Source organism: Cyclobacterium sp. 10D3-21 (genome assembly GCF_055809755.1).
Genome location: NZ_CM147924.1, coordinates 2,103,017 through 2,125,103, shown reverse-complemented (window position 1 = coordinate 2,125,103; position 22,087 = coordinate 2,103,017). Strand labels below are relative to the sequence as shown.

The 22,087-nt window shown below is 39.8% G+C and carries 26 protein-coding genes; 5 read left to right on the top strand and 21 right to left on the bottom strand.

What is annotated here, in order from left to right; genetic code table 11:
* Nucleotides 1-60: 60 nt before the first annotated feature.
* The 8 genes from AC0L7T_RS08660 to AC0L7T_RS08625 form a co-directional block, all read right to left on the bottom strand.
* Complete coding sequence (locus AC0L7T_RS08660; RefSeq protein ID WP_473342155.1) at nucleotides 61-366, bottom strand: type II toxin-antitoxin system RelE/ParE family toxin; 306 nt, start codon at nucleotides 364-366, stop codon at nucleotides 61-63.
* Complete coding sequence (locus AC0L7T_RS08655) at nucleotides 354-536, bottom strand: hypothetical protein (RefSeq protein WP_473342154.1); 183 nt, start codon at nucleotides 534-536, stop codon at nucleotides 354-356. Before AC0L7T_RS08655 ends, AC0L7T_RS08660 begins: the two co-directional genes overlap by 13 nt.
* A 515-nt stretch (nucleotides 537-1,051) precedes the next feature.
* Nucleotides 1,052-1,339: a helix-turn-helix domain-containing protein gene (locus tag AC0L7T_RS08650; protein WP_473342153.1), complete on the bottom strand. Its 288-nt coding sequence runs from the start codon at nucleotides 1,337-1,339 to the stop codon at nucleotides 1,052-1,054.
* A complete protein-coding gene (locus tag AC0L7T_RS08645; RefSeq protein ID WP_473342152.1) occupies nucleotides 1,336-1,674 on the bottom strand; it encodes a type II toxin-antitoxin system RelE/ParE family toxin in 339 nt (112 codons plus the stop codon). Before AC0L7T_RS08645 ends, AC0L7T_RS08650 begins: the two co-directional genes overlap by 4 nt.
* A 225-nt stretch (nucleotides 1,675-1,899) precedes the next feature.
* Nucleotides 1,900-2,220 carry a DUF3192 domain-containing protein gene (locus tag AC0L7T_RS08640; protein ID WP_473342150.1) on the bottom strand — a complete coding sequence of 107 codons (321 nt, stop codon included), beginning with the start codon at nucleotides 2,218-2,220 and terminating at the stop codon, nucleotides 1,900-1,902.
* 1,194 nt (nucleotides 2,221-3,414) lie between these two features.
* Nucleotides 3,415-3,687: a group II intron maturase-specific domain-containing protein gene (locus AC0L7T_RS08635; RefSeq protein ID WP_473342149.1), complete on the bottom strand. Its 273-nt coding sequence runs from the start codon at nucleotides 3,685-3,687 to the stop codon at nucleotides 3,415-3,417.
* 33 nt (nucleotides 3,688-3,720) lie between these two features.
* The gene (ltrA, locus tag AC0L7T_RS08630) at nucleotides 3,721-4,665 is read right to left on the bottom strand and encodes a group II intron reverse transcriptase/maturase (protein WP_473342148.1); all 945 of its coding nucleotides are present in this window, start codon (nucleotides 4,663-4,665) and stop codon (nucleotides 3,721-3,723) included.
* A gap of 653 nt (nucleotides 4,666-5,318) precedes the next feature.
* Entirely contained in the window at nucleotides 5,319-5,567 is a 249-nt protein-coding gene (locus AC0L7T_RS08625) for an Imm70 family immunity protein (RefSeq protein WP_473342146.1), read from the bottom strand.
* On the opposite strand from AC0L7T_RS08625, the gene tnpA reads away from it, so the two are divergent.
* The 3 genes from tnpA to tnpC all read left to right on the top strand — a co-directional run bounded on the left by tnpA (nucleotide 5,566) and on the right by tnpC (nucleotide 7,864).
* On the top strand, nucleotides 5,566-5,862 hold the full coding sequence (gene tnpA, locus AC0L7T_RS08620) for an IS66 family insertion sequence element accessory protein TnpA (protein WP_473337328.1): 297 nt from the start codon (nucleotides 5,566-5,568) through the stop codon (nucleotides 5,860-5,862). The genes AC0L7T_RS08625 and tnpA overlap by 2 nt on opposite strands.
* A 7-nt stretch (nucleotides 5,863-5,869) precedes the next feature.
* Nucleotides 5,870-6,217, top strand: coding sequence for an IS66 family insertion sequence element accessory protein TnpB (gene tnpB, locus AC0L7T_RS08615; protein WP_473337326.1), 348 nt, complete (start codon nucleotides 5,870-5,872; stop codon nucleotides 6,215-6,217).
* 75 nt (nucleotides 6,218-6,292) lie between these two features.
* Nucleotides 6,293-7,864 carry an IS66 family transposase gene (gene tnpC, locus AC0L7T_RS08610; protein ID WP_473337324.1) on the top strand — a complete coding sequence of 524 codons (1,572 nt, stop codon included), beginning with the start codon at nucleotides 6,293-6,295 and terminating at the stop codon, nucleotides 7,862-7,864.
* 341 nt (nucleotides 7,865-8,205) lie between these two features.
* On the opposite strand, the gene AC0L7T_RS08605 is transcribed toward tnpC, so the two are convergent.
* From AC0L7T_RS08605 to AC0L7T_RS08585, 5 genes are all read right to left on the bottom strand, one after another.
* Nucleotides 8,206-8,514: a type II toxin-antitoxin system RelE/ParE family toxin gene (locus AC0L7T_RS08605; RefSeq protein WP_473342145.1), complete on the bottom strand. Its 309-nt coding sequence runs from the start codon at nucleotides 8,512-8,514 to the stop codon at nucleotides 8,206-8,208.
* Nucleotides 8,507-8,755 carry a hypothetical protein gene (locus tag AC0L7T_RS08600; protein WP_146948225.1) on the bottom strand — a complete coding sequence of 83 codons (249 nt, stop codon included), beginning with the start codon at nucleotides 8,753-8,755 and terminating at the stop codon, nucleotides 8,507-8,509. The genes AC0L7T_RS08605 and AC0L7T_RS08600 overlap by 8 nt, the downstream gene beginning before the upstream one ends.
* 473 nt (nucleotides 8,756-9,228) lie before the next feature.
* Nucleotides 9,229-9,531, bottom strand: a complete 303-nt coding sequence (locus AC0L7T_RS08595) for a type II toxin-antitoxin system RelE/ParE family toxin (protein ID WP_048640290.1) — start codon at nucleotides 9,529-9,531, stop codon at nucleotides 9,229-9,231.
* 1 nt (nucleotide 9,532) lies between these two features.
* Nucleotides 9,533-9,772, bottom strand: a complete 240-nt coding sequence (locus tag AC0L7T_RS08590) for a hypothetical protein (protein ID WP_339716683.1) — start codon at nucleotides 9,770-9,772, stop codon at nucleotides 9,533-9,535.
* Between the two features lie 168 nt (nucleotides 9,773-9,940).
* The gene (locus tag AC0L7T_RS08585; protein ID WP_473342144.1) at nucleotides 9,941-11,590 is read right to left on the bottom strand and encodes a serine hydrolase domain-containing protein; all 1,650 of its coding nucleotides are present in this window, start codon (nucleotides 11,588-11,590) and stop codon (nucleotides 9,941-9,943) included.
* A gap of 261 nt (nucleotides 11,591-11,851) precedes the next feature.
* On the opposite strand from AC0L7T_RS08585, the gene AC0L7T_RS08580 reads away from it, so the two are divergent.
* The gene (locus AC0L7T_RS08580) at nucleotides 11,852-11,974 is read left to right on the top strand and encodes a hypothetical protein (protein WP_473342143.1); all 123 of its coding nucleotides are present in this window, start codon (nucleotides 11,852-11,854) and stop codon (nucleotides 11,972-11,974) included.
* Nucleotides 11,975-11,998: 24 nt separating this feature from the next.
* Here AC0L7T_RS08580 and istB read toward each other — a convergent pair whose 3' ends face one another.
* From istB to AC0L7T_RS08555, 5 genes are all read right to left on the bottom strand, one after another.
* The gene (gene istB / locus AC0L7T_RS08575; protein ID WP_473340888.1) at nucleotides 11,999-12,718 is read right to left on the bottom strand and encodes an IS21-like element helper ATPase IstB; all 720 of its coding nucleotides are present in this window, start codon (nucleotides 12,716-12,718) and stop codon (nucleotides 11,999-12,001) included.
* Nucleotides 12,705-14,288 (bottom strand): IS21 family transposase, encoded by a 1,584-nt coding sequence (istA, locus tag AC0L7T_RS08570; protein WP_473342142.1) that lies wholly within the window; start codon nucleotides 14,286-14,288, stop codon nucleotides 12,705-12,707. Before istA ends, istB begins: the two co-directional genes overlap by 14 nt.
* 471 nt (nucleotides 14,289-14,759) lie before the next feature.
* A complete protein-coding gene (locus AC0L7T_RS08565; protein WP_473342141.1) occupies nucleotides 14,760-15,068 on the bottom strand; it encodes a type II toxin-antitoxin system RelE/ParE family toxin in 309 nt (102 codons plus the stop codon).
* Nucleotides 15,050-15,292: a hypothetical protein gene (locus AC0L7T_RS08560; RefSeq protein ID WP_473342140.1), complete on the bottom strand. Its 243-nt coding sequence runs from the start codon at nucleotides 15,290-15,292 to the stop codon at nucleotides 15,050-15,052. Before AC0L7T_RS08560 ends, AC0L7T_RS08565 begins: the two co-directional genes overlap by 19 nt.
* A 146-nt stretch (nucleotides 15,293-15,438) precedes the next feature.
* Entirely contained in the window at nucleotides 15,439-16,869 is a 1,431-nt protein-coding gene (locus AC0L7T_RS08555; protein WP_473342139.1) for an ATP-binding protein, read from the bottom strand.
* A 528-nt stretch (nucleotides 16,870-17,397) separates the two neighbouring features.
* On the opposite strand from AC0L7T_RS08555, the gene AC0L7T_RS08550 reads away from it, so the two are divergent.
* A complete protein-coding gene (locus AC0L7T_RS08550; RefSeq protein ID WP_473342137.1) occupies nucleotides 17,398-18,243 on the top strand; it encodes a mechanosensitive ion channel family protein in 846 nt (281 codons plus the stop codon).
* A 40-nt stretch (nucleotides 18,244-18,283) separates the two neighbouring features.
* On the opposite strand, the gene AC0L7T_RS08545 is transcribed toward AC0L7T_RS08550, so the two are convergent.
* The 3 genes from AC0L7T_RS08545 to AC0L7T_RS08535 form a co-directional block, all read right to left on the bottom strand.
* A complete protein-coding gene (locus AC0L7T_RS08545) occupies nucleotides 18,284-18,736 on the bottom strand; it encodes a hypothetical protein (RefSeq protein WP_473342136.1) in 453 nt (150 codons plus the stop codon).
* 35 nt (nucleotides 18,737-18,771) lie between these two features.
* Nucleotides 18,772-20,064 (bottom strand): aminopeptidase P family protein, encoded by a 1,293-nt coding sequence (locus tag AC0L7T_RS08540; RefSeq protein WP_473342135.1) that lies wholly within the window; start codon nucleotides 20,062-20,064, stop codon nucleotides 18,772-18,774.
* A 137-nt stretch (nucleotides 20,065-20,201) separates the two neighbouring features.
* Entirely contained in the window at nucleotides 20,202-20,465 is a 264-nt protein-coding gene (locus AC0L7T_RS08535) for a DUF4235 domain-containing protein (protein WP_473342134.1), read from the bottom strand.
* Nucleotides 20,466-22,087: the final 1,622 nt, after the last annotated feature.

Sequence of the window (22,087 nt, the reverse complement as noted above, 5' to 3'; positions counted from 1 at the left end):
AGTACAATAGACCAAAGCCTTATTTCGCTTCATTCTAGTATAATTGCTGGCCAATCGTGTTTATTTAAATTTCTCTTTTCTTTTATTTAAATCTCTTGAGGAATGATGAACTGCAAGAATGCTTACCTCATTATCTGATTTGATTCTATAGATTATTCTATAATTGCCTTCAATCAATTCCCTTATTTCCGGATCATTAATCTCAGGTATGATTTTTCCAGACCTAATTTGATTTTTGAGAACTTGTGTTCTGATTTTTATTCTTGTTACTTGTAATTTCGCATATTTTACCGAGTCAAGAGAAATGTATTCGGCGATATTTTTCAAATCATCCCTGGCTTGAAAGGTCCAATTTATTTGAACCATTTACTCATCTCTTTTTCAAGTTCATCTTCAGAGATTTCTTCACCTTTCTTAGACTGCTGATTGCCACGTTCAATTTTTTCAATCAAAATCAGTTTTTCAACCAGCTCCTCAATGGTAAACTCCTCAGGGAGATTTTCTATTTGTTCTTTAAGCTTTGTTTTTGTAATCATTTTTCTATATAATATAAGTCAATTTACAAAAATAAGTCAAATATCCGCTTTTAAAATATTTGCTAATGTAAGGGTATTATACATTGCTCAAGACATTCAGTATTAATTGATATGCATCTTTAATGCGTTCTATCGCTGGTTTGTACTTTTATTATTACCTCTTGTATGCCCACCAAGTGATAAAATTAAGCAGTGATTTTGATTAGCTTGTCCGGTTGATACAAATGACCAATCCAATCTCCCAAAATGGCTTCACTTGAAGGCCTGAGCCACCCATGTCTTAGGTTTTTTGAAACCTCATGAAGCTTGGAATAAAACGATAAAGCAAGCACTAAAAAGCGGTACAAGACCAACAATCCGTTCACTTTTCACAAAGACGCCATGTAAATAATCTACTGAACCAACTAACAGAAACTATTGAACACTCCTAGTGTATAACTATTGGAGGTTCTGATGGCTCAGGAACACAATAAAGCGAAGCCTTTATTCGCGTAATTGTTTGGCTAATCGCTTTATTAGAATTGTAAGTTTAATTTCAATTTTGCTCCCAAAGCATTGAGAATTCTCATTACTGTTTCAAAAGTCACATTTCCAGTACTATTCTCTAATCTTGAAATTTGAGCTTTTTTAACGCCAACTAATTCCCCTAATTGTTCTTGTGTCAAATTTCTCTTTTTTCGGGCAGTTTTAATCATATCCCCTATTAGTTCAAGTTTAAGCTCAAATTCATATTCCTCTCTTTCCGGAGTTCCTTTTTCCCCAATCAAAAGGTCTTCTGCTTCTTCCAATTTGTAACTTTTCATTGCTTTTTGCTCTTCAGATAATTTATTCTAATGTTTTCCGCTTTGTCTATCTCTTTTTTATCCACTTTGCTCGTTTTCTTAATAATTCCATGTGTGGCAAAAACAAACGTTTCAGTTTTATCCTCTTTGTCCCAAAATGCCAATAACCTGTATTGTATTCCCGAATATAAAATCCGAAACTCCCAAATTTCCTTGGTGAGTTTTTTAAAGAATTTTGGGTTAGAATGTTCTTCAGCTCTTCTTATGTTTTGTAATATTTTCTTCCTGACCTTTAAATCCTGTTTTTGGACAAATTCAAATGCTTCTTTTAAAAGCCTGGTTTCAAAGCGTTTCATCAATCATTTCTAAATCCAATTACGAATTAAAGATACAAAAAGTTTCGTTAATTGTAAACACTCATTTTATATACAAACGTTTGCTTGTCTAACTTCAATTTCCTCTTCAAGGCCCTCAAATTTAGTTTTAGCAATGAGCTAGGTGTCTGTTTATTTTAACCTGTAAAAACACTAAATCTTAACCCTAGTCTTAGGCTTCACTCAAAATCAACATTGAGCAAAAAACTACTTATTTTCAATTCTTTCTTTTGGTAACAATTCACGATACCACTTTTCTAATTTTTGATCTTTAAAAACAAACAAATAAAATTCGTCATTTTCAAAATGGTCCCTATAAGACAAAACTTCTATTTCATTGTCGTCTTCTAATCGCTTTTCCGCAATTGTATAGTCAGTTCCTAATATCTGAGTAACCTGTTCTTTCGACATACCAAGTTCAAGCTTATTCATCTTAGCACTTGTCATATGGGCTACCTGTAAGGAAGTACATGAATAAAGTAACACCAATAGAAAACCTGAAAAAATCCAATTTTTAAACTTTTTCAAATACATAATTATTTTTGAATATTGTTAATAGGATTGAGTGATTTAGTTTTGATTATTTGTCCATAATCTAATCCCATATTCTGATTGCTATCCTACACTTTCCTATAACGGCAAGTATATGGTTTTTTGGCGAATTTGAAACACAAATCTTTCAACTTCACCTCTATTTTTTTAATTGAAAAATCACTCCTATTTAGCACATCACCCGCCATAAATGATTTACCCTGTTAAACGAGTCCTGCTAAGCCAGGAAAACAGCAGTTACCCTCCTTTCATCCTGTATTACACATACCGTAATATTCAACATTTTAAGCTCTGAAAAATAGCAAACTATCATTGAAAAAGCCTGTGAAAATGTGATTGGCTTAGATTTACATTCCAAAAACTGCATAGGTGGAACAGTAAATTATTTAGGAAGGATTTACACCTACAGGATTACAACAGCTTTGTGGTCCACTAACGATCAGTGTCGAGTAGGAAAAGGGAGTTTCACCCTTCCCCTCTCACAGAACCGTACGTGATAGTCTCCCATCATACGGCTCTTCTAATTTAATTTACAAATATAAGCTCATCCTCTTTCAAGTTGGCAAATCGTATTTTAAATTAGCTAACCCCTTTGCTCCACTCCCATTACAGGAGATTCATCACTACTACGGGTTAGTCCGCCACCTTACACTACATTGGTAATCATCTTGCGGTTGCTCTGCTTGATCTTTCCCTTTTACATTAATGTAAGGCTTCCTGCGTTCCATCTATAAGCTCAGATAAAAGTCATGCCCCCTATACGACGGTTGCCGAATAGCCAGTAAATAGGTTTCCGCTATCCTTGTCCCTGAGAACTCGACGTTTCTCGGATTTGACAACATCTTTTGCCTTCTCGACGCTTCGTCGGTAGGTTCGCTTTCGATCATCTCTTTTATCAACACCTGACAGATCCAGTCTGCCTTTTCTTCTCTCGCTTCACACAAACAAATCACTTTGAATGCATTAGAAAAGTGGTTTAGAACCAACTCCTATAAGCGGATTCTGGTGGGTCGGTTCCACCATCTTATAAATAGTTACGTGAAACTGATGTTTCACTCACAGCACACAGCGAGCAGGCAAGGGGGATTTCACCTCGAGCCTATCATCTCGATTGACAGGGATACGTTAGAGTCTACCAACATACGGCTCTTCTTATACAATCTTTAATCCCTAATTAGAATACCCCACATGCCAGTGATAAAACAGACTTGGATATTGTATCCGAACCCTGTCCAACCATTTATAAGCTTTTGTAAGGTTGTTTCTATACCTTTTGTAGCGATACCTTGCCCACCTTATTAGTTTTATACGCAATATATAAAACACTTTGGATAGACTATAGCCACGGTATTTACCAAAGTAACGGATCCATCCCCTAAGTTTTGGGTTTAAATGATGGGCAATACCTACAATTCTGTCACATTGAATTCGTGGGATTTCCATCTTCCTGAGTTGGTCGAATATTCGTGACCTTGACTAGATGCTCATAGCACAATCAAATCCTAGAAACAGTTTCTTTGTTTTCTTGGATTTCGAAGTACGCGGCTGGAATGTATATCCGAGAAAGTCAAATTGTACTTCCCTATACTTTTGTCGCCTTTTGAAATCCTTGCAATACACGATTTTCGTCTTATCAGGATGCAATCTCAACCCACAATCTTCCACTCTTTCTTTTATTTTTTGTAGGCTCTTTTCTGCCTGAGTTTTTGTCTGGCAATGAATGATAATATCATCCGCATAGCGTACAAATTTAATAGAAGAATCAATTGTCTTAAGCCAAACGTCCAAGGTATAGTGCAAATACAAATTGGCCAAAAGTGGACTGATCACTCCTCCTTGCGGTGTGCCTTTTGTTCTTGCTATAACTTCACCTTCTTTGGTTTGCAATGGAGCATTGAGCCATCTTTTGATGTACTCGAATATCCACTTTTCTTCCACATGTTTGTTCAGCGCTTTGAGCAACTTAACATGGTCTATTTCATCAAAGAAATTCTTGATATCTAAGTCTATCACCCAATCATACTTCCAGCAGTTATTTCGAACCTGTTCTAGCGCCTGATGGGCACTCCGTTTTGGACGATAACCGTAGGAATCCGGATGAAAAATCTTTTCCAATCTTACCTCTATCTGATTCTTAATGACCGTTTGAGCTACCCTATCGCTGATCGTTGGAATCCCCAATTGACGCATAGATCCATTCTTCTTGGGAATCTCAACTTGTAGGACTGCTGGTGGAAAATAACTACCCGAAGCCAAGCGATTCCAGACTTTATACAAGTGCCGATGTCTTTGCATATCATACACTGACATACTTAGTTCATCCACTCCTGCACTCTTCCCTTTCCGCTTTACCTGTAGGTAAGCTTCCCATACCATTTCTTTGGTAATAGGTACTGATTTTGTCTTCTCTAATTCAATCATCCTCTTGCGAGTTGTAAAACTGATGAAAACTGTATAAGCCAATCCCTTCGCTCCGTTTCTATTACAGAAATTTCAACACTACTACGGATTGGTCCGTCCCTGAACCAAACATCGCTATTCTGCCTCTAAGTTGATCTTATTGTGCGTTTCACTTTGCATCTTGATCCAGGTTCCCGAGTTCCGTAAATAAGCCCGAATAAAGGTTCCCGTAAATACGGGACAGGCTATGCCTCCTAAATGATCCCGAGGCATCGGGACCGTCCAGTCAATAAACAGGTAACCACTGAACTCGTAATGTTTGTCATACTTCAAACACTCCTGCCTGCCGGTAGGCAAGTTTGACAGAATGTAGCACTTTCTCAGCCTGCCCTGAGTATCAGGGACACTTCATCAGAGGTTCATTTGCATTCATCTCCTTTATCCTTACCTGACCACGCTCTTGACGTGGCCTTTTCCATAACGCTCAATACCTTGACTCTTTACCAAAGCACCTTATGGTGGTTTGATGCTCTCCCCTGTAGGACAACACCAGTGGGTCGGTTCCACCATCTTATAAACAGTTGCGTAACGATTTTCAGCCGTTCGTTACTCTCGGCACACATAAGATGTCGTAGCTGACGGTAGGAAGCAATTCATTCTTAAGCAGTCTTTATTTATTCAATTATCAGTTCGCATTTTTCCTTTTTAGCCATTTCAATTGCCCTGAAAATTACTTCAAACAAATCTCGTCCATCTGAGGTCACGAAATAGTTTGATAGGTTGGTAACATCTTCACTTATTTCATTTCCCCAGGGCGGCTGCCTTGCCAAGTCATTTTTGTCCCAAACGACTTTGTAGGGTTGTAAGCGAACGCCCACCCCCATCTGTTTTTTTTGGTAGCAGTTCCAGACCTTTGCCCTCATGAAACAAGAAACAACTATTTCCCCCAGGGATTATTATCATTCCCTATATGAAGACTGGAAGGCCAGCGGTATATCCGTCGGTCTGTTCTGCAAGCAAGCCTCAGTCAAGTACGCCACGTTCCGATACTGGTCCAAAAAGTTTGGGCAGGAAGGAAATGCGGATACGGGTTTTACTGAGTTGCGCGTCAACGGCCCCGGACCGGATCCTGTTGTGGTCTTGAACTTCCCCAACGGTGCCAGCCTTTCCTTTCACCGCCTGCCGGACGCCGCATGGCTCAGGACACTGATGTCGTAAACAGGGTATGCTGTTCCTTTCCTCGTCGGCGCGCTATTTTCTATACCAGCAGCCCGTTGACATGCGCTGCGGAATTTACTCCCTTGCCGGCCTTGTACAAAACAACCTGGGCCTTGATCCCCTTTCGGGTGACGTGTTCATCTTCATCGGCAAGCGCGGCAACCAGCTGCGTCTGCTCCAGTGGGACAGGGACGGGTACGCCATGTTCATCAAGCGCCTGGAGGCGGGTACTTTCGAGCGTCCCAAAAACGGGAAACTGTTAATATCCTCCCGGGAGCTGAGCCTGGTTCTTCAGGGCGTGAAGCTGGCTTCCGTACAGCTCAGAAGACGGTATGAAAGGAGTGTTTCCGCTTGAAAAAAAAGCGAAAAAGATTGTAAAAAAATGCCCTTAATATGCCAAAAAGTCATTTTTTGTATTTATTTTTATACTATGAACACAGCCGTAACGGACTACAAAACGCTCTACCTTGAAAGCCAAAAACAGCTGGCCGAAAGCACGCGCATGCTCCTGGAAACGGAACTCAAACTCAAGCTCGCACTCATGGAAGCGGCCGAACTCCGGTACAGGAAGTTCGCCTCGGGTCAATCAGACAACCGGGTAACCGGGCAGCTGGGCATCTTCCCGCTGGGCGCCGGGGATGCCGACCTGCGGGCCTCCGAGGAGCTTACCGCCACCGAGGCAGAGCAGAACAACCGCGAGCAGGACATACAGGGCCGCAAGCGCGTGAAGGCAGCCGCACGCCGTCCCCGCATGGTGTTTCCCGAAAGTCTGGAGCGGGAGATCGAGATCATAGACCCCAACCAAGACCTTGAAGGCTACAAAGTTATCGGGGAGGAGACCAAGGAGGTGTTGGTGATGGTGCCCGCCAGTTTTAAGGTCCGCAGGATCATCCGCAGGAAATGGGCTCTCACCGACCCCTCCCAAACCGACAAAAAGGGCGTGCTGATCGCCCCCATCCCTTCCAGGACCGTCAACAGGGGACTCTTTGACGAATCCGTGCTGGCCCATCTGCTCACCTCCAAGTTCGTCGACCACCTTCCCCTCTACAGGCAGCGGCAGATGTTCCTGCGGATAGGGCTCGAAATCCCCGCCTCCACGCTCATCGACAACACCAACGCGGCCTGCAGGGCACTCACCCCCCTCTACAAGGCACTCAAACGGGAAACGCTCGCTAACCTTTACCTGCAGGCGGACGAAACCCGGATGCAGGTGCTTGAAAACGGATCGAAAAAGGGTTCCACCCACCGGGGGTACATCTGGGCATACCATGCACCCGCGGATGGGCTGGTAATCTTTGACTACCGGACCAGCAGGAACAAATCCGGCCCGGCGGAAATGCTGGCCAACTATACCGGAGTGGTCCAAACAGACGGCTATGAGGTGTACCAGAGCCTGTTTGGCAACAACAAGGCCATAAAACATTACTATTGTATGGCCCATATCCGCCGCAAATTCGACGAAGCCGCCGGTTACGACAGGGAAAGGGCCACCTGGGCGGTGACGCATATCGCCAAACTGTACGCGGTGGAAAAACAGATCAGGGAAGCCGAACCGCCCCTGTCAGAAAACCTCGTCGTCGAGAAGCGGGTGGCCGAATCCCAGCCCGTACTGCGGGAGCTCCACGACTGGATGCTCGCCGAGTACCCCAAGGTGCTCCCTTCCTCCCCAATAGGAAAGGCAATCGCATACGCACTCCCACTCATGGACAGCATGAAACTGTACACCGCCCACGGACAGCTGCAGATCGATAACAACCTGATAGAAAACGCCATCAGGCCGATCGCCCTGGGCCGGAAAAACTACCTGTTCGCTGGCACCCACGCCACCGCCCAGAACGCCGCCATGATCTACTCCCTGTTCGCCACCTGCAAAAAGCATGGAGTCAATCCACGTGACTGGCTGCTCGACGTGCTGAGGAAACTAAACGACATGAACTATGAAGGCAGATTCTCCGACCTGTTGCCCCACAGGTGGAAAATTAACCAAACGACCCCAACCTAACTATTGATAGGGGGATGGGCGTTTGCTTACGTAGGGTTTAAGTCTTTTTAGTCTTTTTCGGATTTCCTCCAACTCTTTTTATGAATTATCTTCCAAATTAATGTTTTAGGACAAGAAAACTAGGCTTGTACCATTAATTATATGGTAGAATGAGTAAAATTATTAATGGATGGCTTGTAATTTGGATTAGATGCTATAAAACAAGGAGTTTAAGGCAGGCATGTCAGAGCATAATCTTGCCACCAAACACACTTTATCAAAAAGGCTTCACCGGATATCCTGGAATACCTATGCCTTAGGTTTGCTTAACCTTAACATGCTATACAAAATATTTTGCTCCTTTATTCTTTTTTCTCGAATATCAATTTTTTAGGATCTTCCCGAGTATCAAAAAGTCTTACGATTTCAATTTTATCTTCGTTTTCTCTATAGAATAGTGTATTCTGTTTCGTTATTACACTCTTTCTTATCTGCATCTCTTCATTAATCAAAGGAAATATTTTAGGATCTTCTAAAATAAGTTCAATGCTGTCATCTACTTTATTGATGAACCTACTCGTGATTCTATTACCCCATTTCAGTTCTAAATATTCAAGTATGGTTGCAAAGTCGCTTTCAGCATCGGGGGACCAAATGATTTTTTTAGTCATTTGTAAAACGTTTTCTCATTTCTGCCATTACGTCTTTATGATTTTTCCCCTGTCCATTGTTTAGTTGTTCCACACCATGACGGATAGCCGATTGTTGTTCAGCAGTAAGGTTTTGCCAATCATCAACCTCAGACTTACCATTGATATAATTCAACAGTATCCCATAAGCTTCTTCTAGTCGTTTCCCTTTGAGCGAATCTAGTTTTCTAAATAAGTCAATCTTAATCTCTGCTGAATTCATGAATTTATTCTTTTTGTAAAAATAAGAAATCTTAATTAGGTTGTAAATTGATCCCCAGATTTTTAGAGTACCGCCTGATAGGCTAATCATTAACGCCTTTAAAGATAAATATAAATCCTTAACCATCAGCGCCTACCAATATTTATTGCCGATTGTGCTCTTCATAAAACTTTCTAAAAAGGTATTGACAGGCTTCAGCAAAACCCTCAGGCGTTTAACTGTCGGTTTTACTTCTAATGGAACAGTAAATTATTTAGGAAGGATTTACACCTACAGGATTACCATAGCTTGGTGACACATCAATGGTTTGCATATGGTTTGTGTCGGTTTCAAAGTATTTTCTTGTCCCCTGAAACCAAAGCTGGCTTCAGAACTAACTTCGGTATTCTATCTGGTCTCGATCGACTGGGATGCTGAGAGGAGTGCTCCACAGGCTTTTGGCTTGGGCCATCCACTCGGTTGGGCTTTAATTTTCATATCTCTTTGTCTAATTTTTTGGGGTTTTGTCTTGTGTCAAATAACGTAACAATATTGATTCGCTTGGAATTATAGCGATAGTATAAAATCGTTTGTTTTGTGATAACACATTTTCTTAAACCTTCTCCTTTTTTAGATTCCGGAAATATTTCAGGTTGGTTTTTAATTATTTCTATTGATGAATCTAATTTTTCAACGAAGTCCGTTTTAACCTTAACAGACCATTCCGTAATTAAATACTCAAAAAGTTTATCTAATTTCTTTTCGGCTGTTTTTGAAAGAAAAACTTTTCTGCTCAATTTACCTGTGTTTTTGCATAAAAGTATCGTAATCCGTTACTTCTCCATTTTTAATTTCAAGTGAAGCCTTTTCAATTTCTTTACATTGCTCGACAGATAAATCATCCTGAAAGTCAGCTGCTTCTTTTTTGAAAATTTTTTTAATGGATTCAATTATTTTTGGATTTTCAGTATCCAAAAGCATTTTAACCAGTTCGATTTTTTCAGCTTGAATATCCATAGCATTTAATTTTATAATCAAAAATAACGATTTAAACCTAAATTTCTGATGGTGAGACGAAATTTTTAAATGAAGCCATTAATTAAGGTTTGCTAAGATATAGGGAAATCCTTGTTCAACTGTCGGGAGCCCTTCCAAATACACACCACATTATTTAGGTAAGACTTTCACTCGCTGGATTACCACAGCTTATTGGTTTACTTTTTCGAATAAAATATCTTTTACTGTTCCTTCTGAGGCTACATAAAAAGAAGACACCTTATTTTTAACATCTCGTATAAAAGCATATTTGGTTCGTCTATTTGCTCCAAAAACATCTTTTTCCCCTTCTTTCAATACCAACCCTTCATTATTTGGGTAATTCAAAATCAATTCTTGATCAGAAACAATGATCTCGTAACCAATATTTAGCTCTTTGGAAAAGTAGCTACCTGCATATTCAGAAATATTCGGATTTGGGTTCCTTGCTAATTCAATCTTTTCAAAGTAAAACACTGCGCCTCCAAAATCTACGAGTAAATCTGCCTCTGATTTTTTTTCTGAAAGAAAGGTATATTTCACAGAAGCATTGTCAATTCTAGCAAAAGAATTGTCAGATACTGAATTGAGTTGCACCGGATTTCTTCCATAACTGCTCTGTACATTAAGGGTGTCATTATTTATAAATAGGTGCATTCTCAAATCACTATTTAGTTCTTGATAATGTCCTATGAATTGATTCAACTCGTTTTTCTTATGATTGTACTTTGTCTGATTGTAATCGTTTTGAGGAAGATCTTGAATATAAAGGTCCAGGATTTTGTAGGATACATCCACCGCATTGATCTCTTCAGAATTAGCAAAAACGACTACTCCTAGATTTAAATCAGGAATACAGATGAATTGGGACCGCAACCCTAAGTCTCTGCCGCTATGATTAAAAGTATTATAGCCCTTATAAGCTGTCACAAACATTCCGCGAGCGTGTTGCATCTCCTCACCATTGTTCAGTGGCTCAAGCTTTGTGACAAAATCTGCAATATAGGAGAAAGGGTGCTTGCTGTCTAGAAAAACCTGAGACCAGGTTATTAAGTCAGAAATCGTACTACTCATTCCGCCAGCTCCAACACAAAGTGTTAACGACTTTGGCTGTTTGAATTCATTTTTTACTTGATAATAAGGGTAAGCACGATTCTTAACAATGCTCCTTAAATCACTGTTATAGAAAGTATTCGGCATCCCAAGAGGCTCGAACAATTCTTTTTCAGCAAATTGATGAATAGGCATTCCTGACACGCTTTCAATGATAAGTGCCAGCAAAACATAATTTGTATTGGAATAAAGAAACTTGTCTCCCGGTTTATTGTTCATTCCTTTTTGGCGGAACATCAGTTGTTGAATGCTTTTATTTGTATAACCCTGATGTTCATAATCAAACCCAGACAAGTCCAACAAAACATTGTGATTTCGTATTCCACTTGTGTGATTTAATAGGTGCTTAATCCTTATTGTGTCTCCAGAAAAATACAATTCAGGAACAATTTTTCTTACATCATCATTTACAGAGAGTTTGCCTTGTTTTTCGAGTAGGGCTATACAGGCTGAAGTAAATTGCTTGGTAACTGAAGCAAGTTCAAATGTCGTAGCATCATTAAATGGGATATTGTATTCCAAATTCATTAAGCCATTACTGTTCTTATAAACAAGTTCCCCATCTTTAACAACACCAACTGTTAAACCAGGGCCTAATTCGGTAACAACCTGCGCTGACAAAATGGAATCTATTCTTTCATTCAACCCATGTTGTCCAAAAGAGCAAATGCTAAATGATGAAAATAGTATAAGTAATAGAATTCTCATTTTTTCAACTTTACTAATGATTTAATATGAAGTAACGTTTCAATTAATGACAACAGGCTATGGTAGGATGTTATGCGGGATCATGGGACGATTTCCTAACAGTTTTCACCGACTTTTTTACGAATTACAAGCTTACCAAAACCCCAGAAACCCGCATGCATTCTACCATGTGTTAAATGAATCCTGCTAAGACAGGAAGCCAGTAATTATTGCCCTTTCTTCCGAAATTAGACCTATCATTAATTTTCAACATTATAAGCTATGAAAAAAAAGCAATCATTCCGTGAAAAAGCCTATAAAAAAGTAGTTGGCTTAGATGTACTGGAAATACCGGTGATGTTGACCCCTCCAACGGTGATATTGACCCCCCTTGGATTTTGGTAACTAAAAAAGGCTACTATGACAAAATTACATTAATTTTCTAAGACTCTCCCCTTTGAGTTCGATTCTGTGAGAGGTATGCACCAATCGATCCAAAATTGCATCTGCAATAGTGGCTTCACCTATAATATCAAACCAACTTCCTACCGGTAATTGACTGACTATTATTGTAGCTGTTCTGGCATGCCTGTCCTCTATTATTTCCATTAGATCCATTTGGTGTTGTTTTTCCAGATGGGTCAGCCCAAAATCGTCCAGGACAAGCAAACTGGTCTTGGATATTTTGTTTAAGAGTTGATATATGGTTCCTTCCAAACGCGCCATTTTTGTATGTTGCATGAGTTTCTGAACATTGAAATAGGCTACCTTGTACCCCTGTGCACAAGCATGATGTCCCAATGCTGAGGCTGTAAAGCTTTTTCCACATCCGGTGGACCCTGTTATCAATACAGACTCTCCGTTGTTTATATAACTGCCTGTAGCCAAAGAAGCTATAAGTCCTTTGTCCAGGCCTCGAGAGTTATCGTATTTTAATTCTTCCAGTGAGGCCTGATACCTAAATTTGGCGGTTTTTCGTAATCTTTCAAAACGGCGGTTAGCTCTGTCCTGAAGTTCTGCCTGCAAGAGTATCTCCAGGCCTTCATTGAGCGAGAGCTCGCTTGACCTTCTTGTCTCCATAAGCGCACTCCAGCTTGATTTAAACCCATACAAGCGTAATTGTGAGAGTTGATTCTCAATGTTCTCCATCGTATTTTAGTTTAAGTGATAATTGATTATCGTAATATTCTTTTCCTCTGATATTGTGGTGTTCCGGCAATTTCTTCTTGGGTTGTTCTTCTACATATTCGGTTGTTTTATTTTTGATAACGTTCTGGACAAATAGGTAACTGTAATTTTGGTAATCAATAGCCATTTGACATGCTTTTTCAAAGGTTTTCAGAGATGTGCTTTTATACAGGCTGAACAGCCCATCACAGCTTTTATAGAGCTGTTCCGGGTATCTGTTTTGGGCAAAGACGAGCTCCACAAGCTCCTCCAAGGTTTTCGATAGCTTCCCTGCTTGCTTCTTGTAATATTCAGGACTGCGGTTCAGGTAGTGTTGATGGGTCGAGCACAAGTGCTCTTTATTGGTCGTATACCTGCCAATACCTGATTTTCGTTTGTGTACAGCTATCAAGTCATGCTGATGAAAAATACGCACCAAAGAACGCGTGTACACTACTTTTAGTTTTTGCCCGATATATTGATAAGGAGCACTGTAATAATGCTTGTCCTCACTCAGGTAGATATGGTTGTTCGGTGCAAGCTTGTACTCTTTGTAGTACTTGATCTCAAAAGATTTTGCGGGCAGTTCCTTAAGCAAAGGTTTTTCGTTAGACAGGAAGTGTTCTTCTCTACAGTAATCACGCCTTTGCATGCGAGTTTGGTTGTGATTGATCATATGGTGCTTAATGGCATCATTAAGTTGTTGCAAGGAGAAAAACTGTTGTTGCCGGATACGTGCATAAACCCGATTGTAGATAAGCTTGACCTGATTTTCTACCAGCGCCTTGTCTTTTGGTTTTCTTGCACGTGCAGGAACCACTGCCATGTTGTAGTGGTTAGCAAAATCCTCAAGAACACGATTAAGAGTAGGTTCATATTTATTGGCCTTTATAACCGCAGATTTCAGATTATCCGGCACCAGTACCTTAGGTACACCTCCAAGGCTTTCCAAACAGCAGGTAAGTGAATAAATAAAATCATCGATGCGCTGACTGGGAACAGCCAAGCAGAAGCCGTAATCTGAATAGGGAAGACAGGCAACAAACACCTGACAATTCATTATCTCTCCTGTACTTTGGTCTATGTATGAAAGTGGCTTACCTGCAAAGTCAACAAATAACTTCTCACCCGGTTGGTGAGTTAAAACCATGGACGGACTCTTGACCTTAACATGCTGGGACAAGTGATAGCTGAATTGGCTCAGGCTGTATCCTGTGGGCTGAGACATTCGGTATTCTTCCCATAAAAGCTGCTTGGTTACTCCGGTTTTTTTGAGCTCTTCTACATACCCGTCCAATCTGCTTTTTAACACTTCAAATCGATTGTCTTTATATGCGGGATTTCCTGGGTGGAACACTTTTTCAAGAGCGTGATCCTCCATTTTCAACAAGGTGGAAAGCCTTATTTTAGACTTGCGGTATTTTTCAAGATAACTTTTGACGGTATTCTTGCTGATACCCAAATCCCGGGCAATGGTCTTATTCCCATAACCTTGATTGTGTAGTTGTAGTATTTGCTTTACCTGACTCATTCTTTTAGGTTTACCTGCCATAATCAGTATTAATTAGTAGTTTAGACTACTAATTAATAAAACCTAAATCCAAGGGGTCAACATGCTCCGTTTTTTAACAAACAGAAGCTACAAATAGGGGTCAATATGCTCCGTTTTATTTTAATTCAAGAGCTAAACTTTGACGCTATTCTAAAATAAAGGGGTCAGTATCCGCCAGAATGTCACATTAAAACATCCCTTTCTGGATCACTGCTTAAGGGGGTCAACATAGTCCGGAATATCCAGTTGTACAGCTCAAAAGGCCCCGAAATTCGATAAGCATTTGAAGTAGGTGAAAAACTATCCCCCACAGTAAACTTTAACCCAAGGCCCTGAAGTGTGGATCCAATACGGTAATGGAATCTATGCCTGATCCCTGAATCTGAGCCTGGTCCCTGAGCCTGTCGAAGGGTGGCGAAGGGGCGATGGGTGGCGAGGGGGGCGAAATGTACCGAAGTCCCTAGTTATGATTTATCTTTTAAAATAATCCGAGATAATTTCGGGATCTTGTCGGTTGTCCCAGAAGGCTGTAATGACTATTGTTTCATCAGCTACTTGGTAAAAAATGCTAAAATTCTCAAGGGAGGCTACGCGTGTATCTTTGAAATCTGCTTTTTTAAAAATAAATGGTTTCTCGGCAATTTGCTTTGATCGTTCTGCTACTTTTTCAATCAATTTTCTAGCATAGGTAGTTGATTTATTTCGGTTCACCCAATACTCCAAAATTCCAAGGTATTGAATTTCCGCAGTCCGGGTCCACTTTATAAACCGTTTAGCCATTCGAGGTTTCGTTTATCCATCGCCTCTTGTGAAATCAAGCGGCCATTTTTGATGTCCTCTTCACTCAGTTTAAGCATTTCTTTTTGCTCTTCCGTAAGCCCAACTAGCTCCTTGTCCGTTCCACTTAAAGAAACCAGTTTGTCAAGCGCCAATAATAAATCCTTGTTTTTTATAGTCAGGATTTTATCAATCAATCCGCTTCTTATTTTATCCACCGTTGCCATAAATGCCTTTAATTTTGTCTACAATTTCGGGAATTTTCTCGAAGTTTCATAATCTACCTTAACAGCCAATCGTCAGTCAATTTATTTGTAATCTCTTCTTTACCAAGCAATAAAACCTTATTTCATAGCGCTTTTTTGTAAAGTGTTTATTTGTTTATTTTTGTATCAAGTGTTCTTTTCCCAACAGTATAAGCATAGGCAGATGATGGTAAAAATTGAAAAAGAACCTCCGCATATTCTACTTCACCTTCTTTACTTATTGAAGTGACAATTGGTGTTTTAATATTGTTTTCTTGACAGAATTTAATTAAACTTTTTAATTCTTTCGGCTTATTATAATATCTGTCAGACCATTTTATCTCCAGTGCCCATATAGGCTTTAATGTATTATCACTAAGTCCAACCATATCTACTTCACCATTGCTCCATCTCGCGTAATACGGGGTAAACCAATCCCTATGCATCCATTGCGCAAAAATAGCAGTCTCTACCATGTTCCCAATCATTTCATCTGTTGATGTTATTGGGGTAAATAATGCGCTTCTTAAAGAAGGATTTGTAAGATAGATCTTAAAAAAATTATCTCGTTTAAATCTTTTTCCACTTTGATCAATTCGTTTTACTTGCTTTATAAGAAATGCAGCTTCCAAATACTCAATATACTTTTTTAACGTATTCTTAGGCACTTGAGATTGTTTACTCAGCGTCTCTAATGAAAATTCACCCCCACTATTGTAAGCTATTGTGGTGAACAACGAATACAATTCTCTTGTGTCACTGATACCATACAGGCTTGGTAAATCTCTAAGTATCACTTTATCTACAATGTCTTGTCGAATGTATCGTCCCGGATTAGCTTGAATTTTCTCTGAAAGTATAACTTCAGGATAACCTCCATAGTTGATATAATCTAAAAAATGCCTATTGAGCTCATGCAGATGACTTGTCGAATAAAATTCTGTTTTTTTATCATTCCATTTTAACTGTATTGGCTTTATTAACCTGTCCAATCCTTTTAAAGATATGTATTCATTAAAAGTAAGTGGAGGGAGTAAGAAATCCGTAAATCGACCAGCGCCACTTTCATTACTTGCAAATTTTAAGGCAGCAGCAGCAGATCCTGATACAATAAATTTATCCTTTCTATAACTATCTACCAATGATTTTAAATGTACTTCCCAATCCCTACAATATTGAATCTCATCAAATATTATATGCCAATCTGATTTATCTGTCAAGCCTGATGCTTCTTTCGAATAATTGAATAGTTGTTCAAGAGAAATATTGTTATAAATTGGGTTCTCGATAGTGATAAATATTATTTTTTTTGGGTTCGCCCCATTATCGATTAATTCTTGAACCATATGATAGAGCATAACTGTTTTGCCAACCCTTCTGGGCCCCATCAAGACCACTGCTCTTCTAATCTCTCTCTCTTTTACAAGTGGTTTGAAGAGTTCAAAATATAATCTTCGTGGCATTTCATCATAATCAGCTTCAATTTCCCCTTCAATCCACCATGGGTTTTCAAAACGAATGCGGTCTAATACCTGGTATTTAGAGATTTCTCTTATCATCCTTAGCATATTTTAAAATAAAAATACAAAATAGAATCAATTAAATGATCTTATTTTAATAAAAAAATGATTTTAAGCAAAAATTACCCTTTGGAAATTCTTATTTCGCAAAACTCTACAACATTTGTATTTGTACAATTTTAAAGAAGCAGTTTCCTACAAACGGACTATTTACCAGCTCTCCTTCTTAAATCAATCCTATAAGCCTAGAAAACCAGCTCCCTACCTATAATTCTATGGTAAAAGGTGAGAATTGATGGATGGCTTGTAATTCGGGTAAATGGTTAAAAATTAAGAAGTCTAAGACAAGATTATCAGATGATTGTATCTTAAAGTTGAAAAAATTACTTTTCCCGAAATAGCTTTAGGGCTTTCCGTATCCTTAAAAACTTCAAAAACCACCCCCATTGGATCAGTCAATATTTTAACTTATATTCAATACCCCACACCTGTTTTATCCCAAGGGCTTTGCGCGATGCCAGCTCCTTTAAGTAGTGCTTGGGCTTTAACTACAATTGAAGAACGCATATGGATTTGTTGAATAAGTTTTTAGGATTTGAGCTGCTTTCTATTGGGGAGTACAGCCTAAGGGTTGGGACTTTGGTGCTGGTGCTCCTCATTATCGTTTTGACGAAGCTGATTTTGTGGGGAATTAAAAAATCCATTTTCCGCAAAAAAAGAATCAGCAAGTTCAACGAAGGAAATATTTATTCCCTGTATCAGATCTTAACCTATATCGTCTGGGTGGTCGCCTTTGGTCTAATTCTGGAAACCCTCGGCATAAAAGTCTCCCTCTTAATTGCTGGTTCCGCCGCCCTACTGGTAGGCATAGGGCTGGGTTTGCAGCAGACCTTTAATGATATTGTTTCTGGCATCATCTTACTTTCCGAACGGTCGATCAGAGTAGCGGACATTCTGGAAATTGATGGGGGCATTTTAAAAATTCAGGAAATCGGCTTGCGTACCTCCAAAGGACTGAATACCGATGACATTTCCATAATTATCCCCAATTCATTGATCACCACCAATAAAGTCATCAACTGGAGTCACCAAAGAAAACAAAATCGCTTTAGAATTGAGGTTGGGGTAGCCTATGGAACAGATGTGGAGTTTGTCATCAAGATTCTGGAAGAAAGCGCCAGAGAACATCCTGAAGTAAATGCGGAGAAATTAGTAGAAGCAAGACTGGTGAATTTCGGGAATTCATCGCTGGATTTTCAAGTGCTTTTTTATAGCAGCACCATTTTTGGATCGGACCGCATGAAAAGTGATATCCGAAGAATCATCAACCGGAAATTTATCGAAAACAAAATTTCAATCCCTTTCCCTCAAATGGATGTGCACATAAGAACGAACGAGAAACGGGGGGAATAATACCCCTATTTAACAAACCTTATAGGTTTTATTTTTAACGTCAAACCACTTCCAGAATCTCTGTCGTACTGCCTCTAAAGGCTACTCTATCCCCTACCCTTTTTCCTTTCAAGGCGAGGACTAGCGGAGAATCAGCGGAGACGACCTGGATTTCTTGGTCAAGGTGCATTATTTTGCCCATGGAGGCGGCAATCCATATCCAGCCAAGAGGAATTTTAACCAAGGCTCCGGTGGTAACAATCGAAGAAGGATCTACCGATGTCTGCTCAATCATCTTTTCATTTCGATCCAACTGCACCTTCTGCTTTTCCAGTAAACCCCTGCTTTGGTTGATGCTTTCTCTGCCCGTTTCATATTTGTCTCCCATACTGCTTTTGGTGTCGGCATTGGAGGCTTCCTGTAAGGCCAGTAATTGCGATTCAAAGTCTGCCTTTTTTTCTGAAATTAAATCAAGAACGGCCTTTTTCAAGCCGGTTTTAAATGTACTGTCCATCAATGGAAAATGTAGCTGTTAGGTTGAATTAAAAATTATTTATCATTCATAAGGGTTTCTATTTCTTCAGGGTCTATAGGGATATTCCCCATAAGATCTGTGTAGCCATTGTCATTGATCACAATATTGTTTTCCAGCCTGATGCCAATTCCCTCTTCCAGCACATAGATGCCCGGCTCCACGGTAAATACCATGCCTGCATGAATCGGCTCATACATAGTGCCTACATCATGCACATCCAATCCCAAGTGATGAGAAGTACCATGCATAAAGTACTTTTTATAAGCTGGGTTTGAAGGATCTTGATTTTGAACATCTTTCTTGTCTATCAAGCCAAGGCTGATCAATTCGCCTTCCATGACAAGGCCTATTTCTTTGTGGTAGCTCTGAATGTCTATGCCCGGTCTGAGCATGTTCATGGCCTGCCGCTGTACGCGCAATACGGCATCATAAATTTGCCTTTGTCGCTTGGTAAAGCGACCATTGACCGGAATGGTTCTGGTCATGTCAGCATTGTAGTTGCCATATTCAGCCCCCACATCCATCAGGATCAAATCTCCATCCGCACAGGCTACGCTGTTGTCCAGGTAATGCAGTACACAAGCATTTCTACCAGACCCTATGATGGGTTCATAGGCAAAGCCCCTACTGCCACTTTTTATAAATTCATGCAGAAATTCCGCTTCAATTTCATATTCGAGAACTCCCGGCTTGACAAATTTCAATACTCTGCGAAAAGCCACATCCGTAATATCACAGGCTTTCTGAAGTTGAGTGATTTCTTCCGGTTCTTTAACTGCTCGGAATTTATGCATCAATGGCGCTAAACGATGGTATTGGTGCAGCGGATACTTTGCTCTGCACTCCTTAATGAAGCGCGCATCTCTGGTTTCTACTTCTACTACAGCCCTTAGGTGTTCATTGGTATTTAAGAACACATGTTTGCTAAGCTGCATTAAAGTGTTAAATACCGTATCGAAGTCGGTATTCCATTTTATGGTTTTAATCCCAGAAAGGGCTGCCGCCTCTTCCATGGTAAATTTATGTCCTTCCCAAATGGCGATATGCTCACTGGTCCGCTTGATAAAAAGTACTTCTCTAAGTGCCGGATCCGGAAAGTCCGGACAAATTACCAATATCGTCTCTTCCTGATCGATTCCACAAAGGTATAAAAGGTCATTGTTTTGCCTGAACTTCATGGTCCCATCCGCATTGGTGGGCAAGATGTCGTTGGAGTTGATAACTGCTAAAGAATTTGAAGGTAATTTGTCGGCAACTTTAGCCCTGTTTTTAATGTAAAGTGATGCTTTGGCAGGTTCGTATCTCATAAAATATTGGGTTTTGACAAAGGTAAAAAATATCCCTTGATCGCAAATTCAACTAGGTTAGGGAATTGGTGTTTTTTATCACTGCTTAATACAAGTAAGTAGTGACCGATTCCCTGCTGCGCCTTAAGTTAACAAATTTAATTCTCTAATGCCTTTTCGGTACCTGCAGTAAAGGTATAACGAAGTAAAACTTTGGTCACACTAGCCAGCAGCCCTGTAGCTATGGTCCATAACAAAGCCTCTTTAAGGGAATTTTTTTCCGGATAGGGGTTTTTGGGAGCTTCTTTACCTGTGCGTTTCTCATACAGTTCTTCCAAACCTTTCCGCACCAAATAGGCGCCAAGGATTGTTCCTCCGGTGATTACTGCTGATTGTAAATACTCCTTGTTTCGCTTTTTCATGGGTTAATGGTTTAAATTATAAACTTATAGTAGTTTAATAATCATGCCAAACCCCTGGATTTTCACCCATAATTTGGAATTAATTGCTCTTGCTATATTTTGAAGGGTGATTAGTTGAAGTTTTTTAAAGGATTCCAGTTCATAAACAAATCCCTCCCGACTATACAGGTCTGGTCCCTTTGACTAAGGGGGACTTGCGGGAAATGAGATTTAATGCTGATTTTGTATTCATCCATCGAGCCGAGTAGACTAATGCGTTTGCCGTATCCGTTAATCCGAAGGAATCTAAATCCCCCTTTCAAAAGGGGGACAAAGGGGGATTTATTACGTAAACTGTAACCCAATTGTAGTTTTTAAATCAGAATAGGTAAACCTATTTTAGGACCAAGCACCGTAAATTCAAAGCCCAACACTTCTATTCTATAGAAAACAATGATATCCTAAACCATTACGAAGAAGCCTGAAGGGCTTCAACAATAATAACCACGGGTGAAAACCCGTGGAAAATGAAATGTATATAATCCTGATTTTGGCGGCATTGTTGCCTTTTTTTCTGCAACAATGCTAACAAAATCATATCGACGTAATCGCTTTAATTTGACTAAACCATCGATTCATAACTTATACGATTCCTCAAAGGATTCCGGTTCTTATACAAATCCCTCCCGACTATACAGGTCTGGTCCCTTTGACTAAGAGGGACTTGCGGGAATTGGGGTTTAATGCTGATTTTGTATTCATCCATCGGGCTGAATAGACTAATGCGTTTACCGTATCCGTTAATCCGAACGAATCTAAATCCCCCTTTCAAAAGGGGGACAAAGGGGGATTTATTACGTAAACTGTAAACCAATTGTAGTTTTTAAACCAGAATAGGTAAACCTATTTTAGGACGAAGCACCGTAAATTCAAAGCCCAACACTTCTATTCTATAGAAAACAATGATATCCTAAACCATTACGAAGAAGCCTGAAGGGCTTCAACTATAATAGCCACGGGTGAAACCCGTGGAAAATGAAGGTATATAATCCTGATTTTGGCGGCATTGTTGCCTTTTTTTCTGCAACAATGCTAACAAAATCATATCGACGTAATCGCTTTAATTTGACTAAACCATCGATTCATAACTTATACGATTCCTCAAAGGATTCCAGTTCATAAACAAATCCCTCCCGACTATACAGGTCTGGTCCCTTTGACTAAGTGGGACTTGCGGGAAATGAGATTTAATGCTGATTTTGTATTCATCCATCGGGCTGAATAGACTATTGCGTTTACCGTATCCGTTAATCCGAACGAATCTAAATCCCCCTTTCAAAAGGGGGCCACAGGGGGATTTATTACGTAAACTGTAACCCAATTGTAGTTTTTAAATCAGAATAGATAAACCTATTTTAGGACGAAGCACCGTAAATTCAAAGCCCAATACTTCTATTCTATAGAAAACAATGATATCCTATACCATTACGAAGAAGCCTGAAGGGCTTCAACTATAATAGCCACGGGTGAAAACCCGTGGAAAATGAAGGTATATAATCCTGATTTTGGCGGCATTGTTGCCTTTTTTTCTGCAACAATGCTGACAAAATCATATCGACGTAATCGCTATAAGCTGACATTTT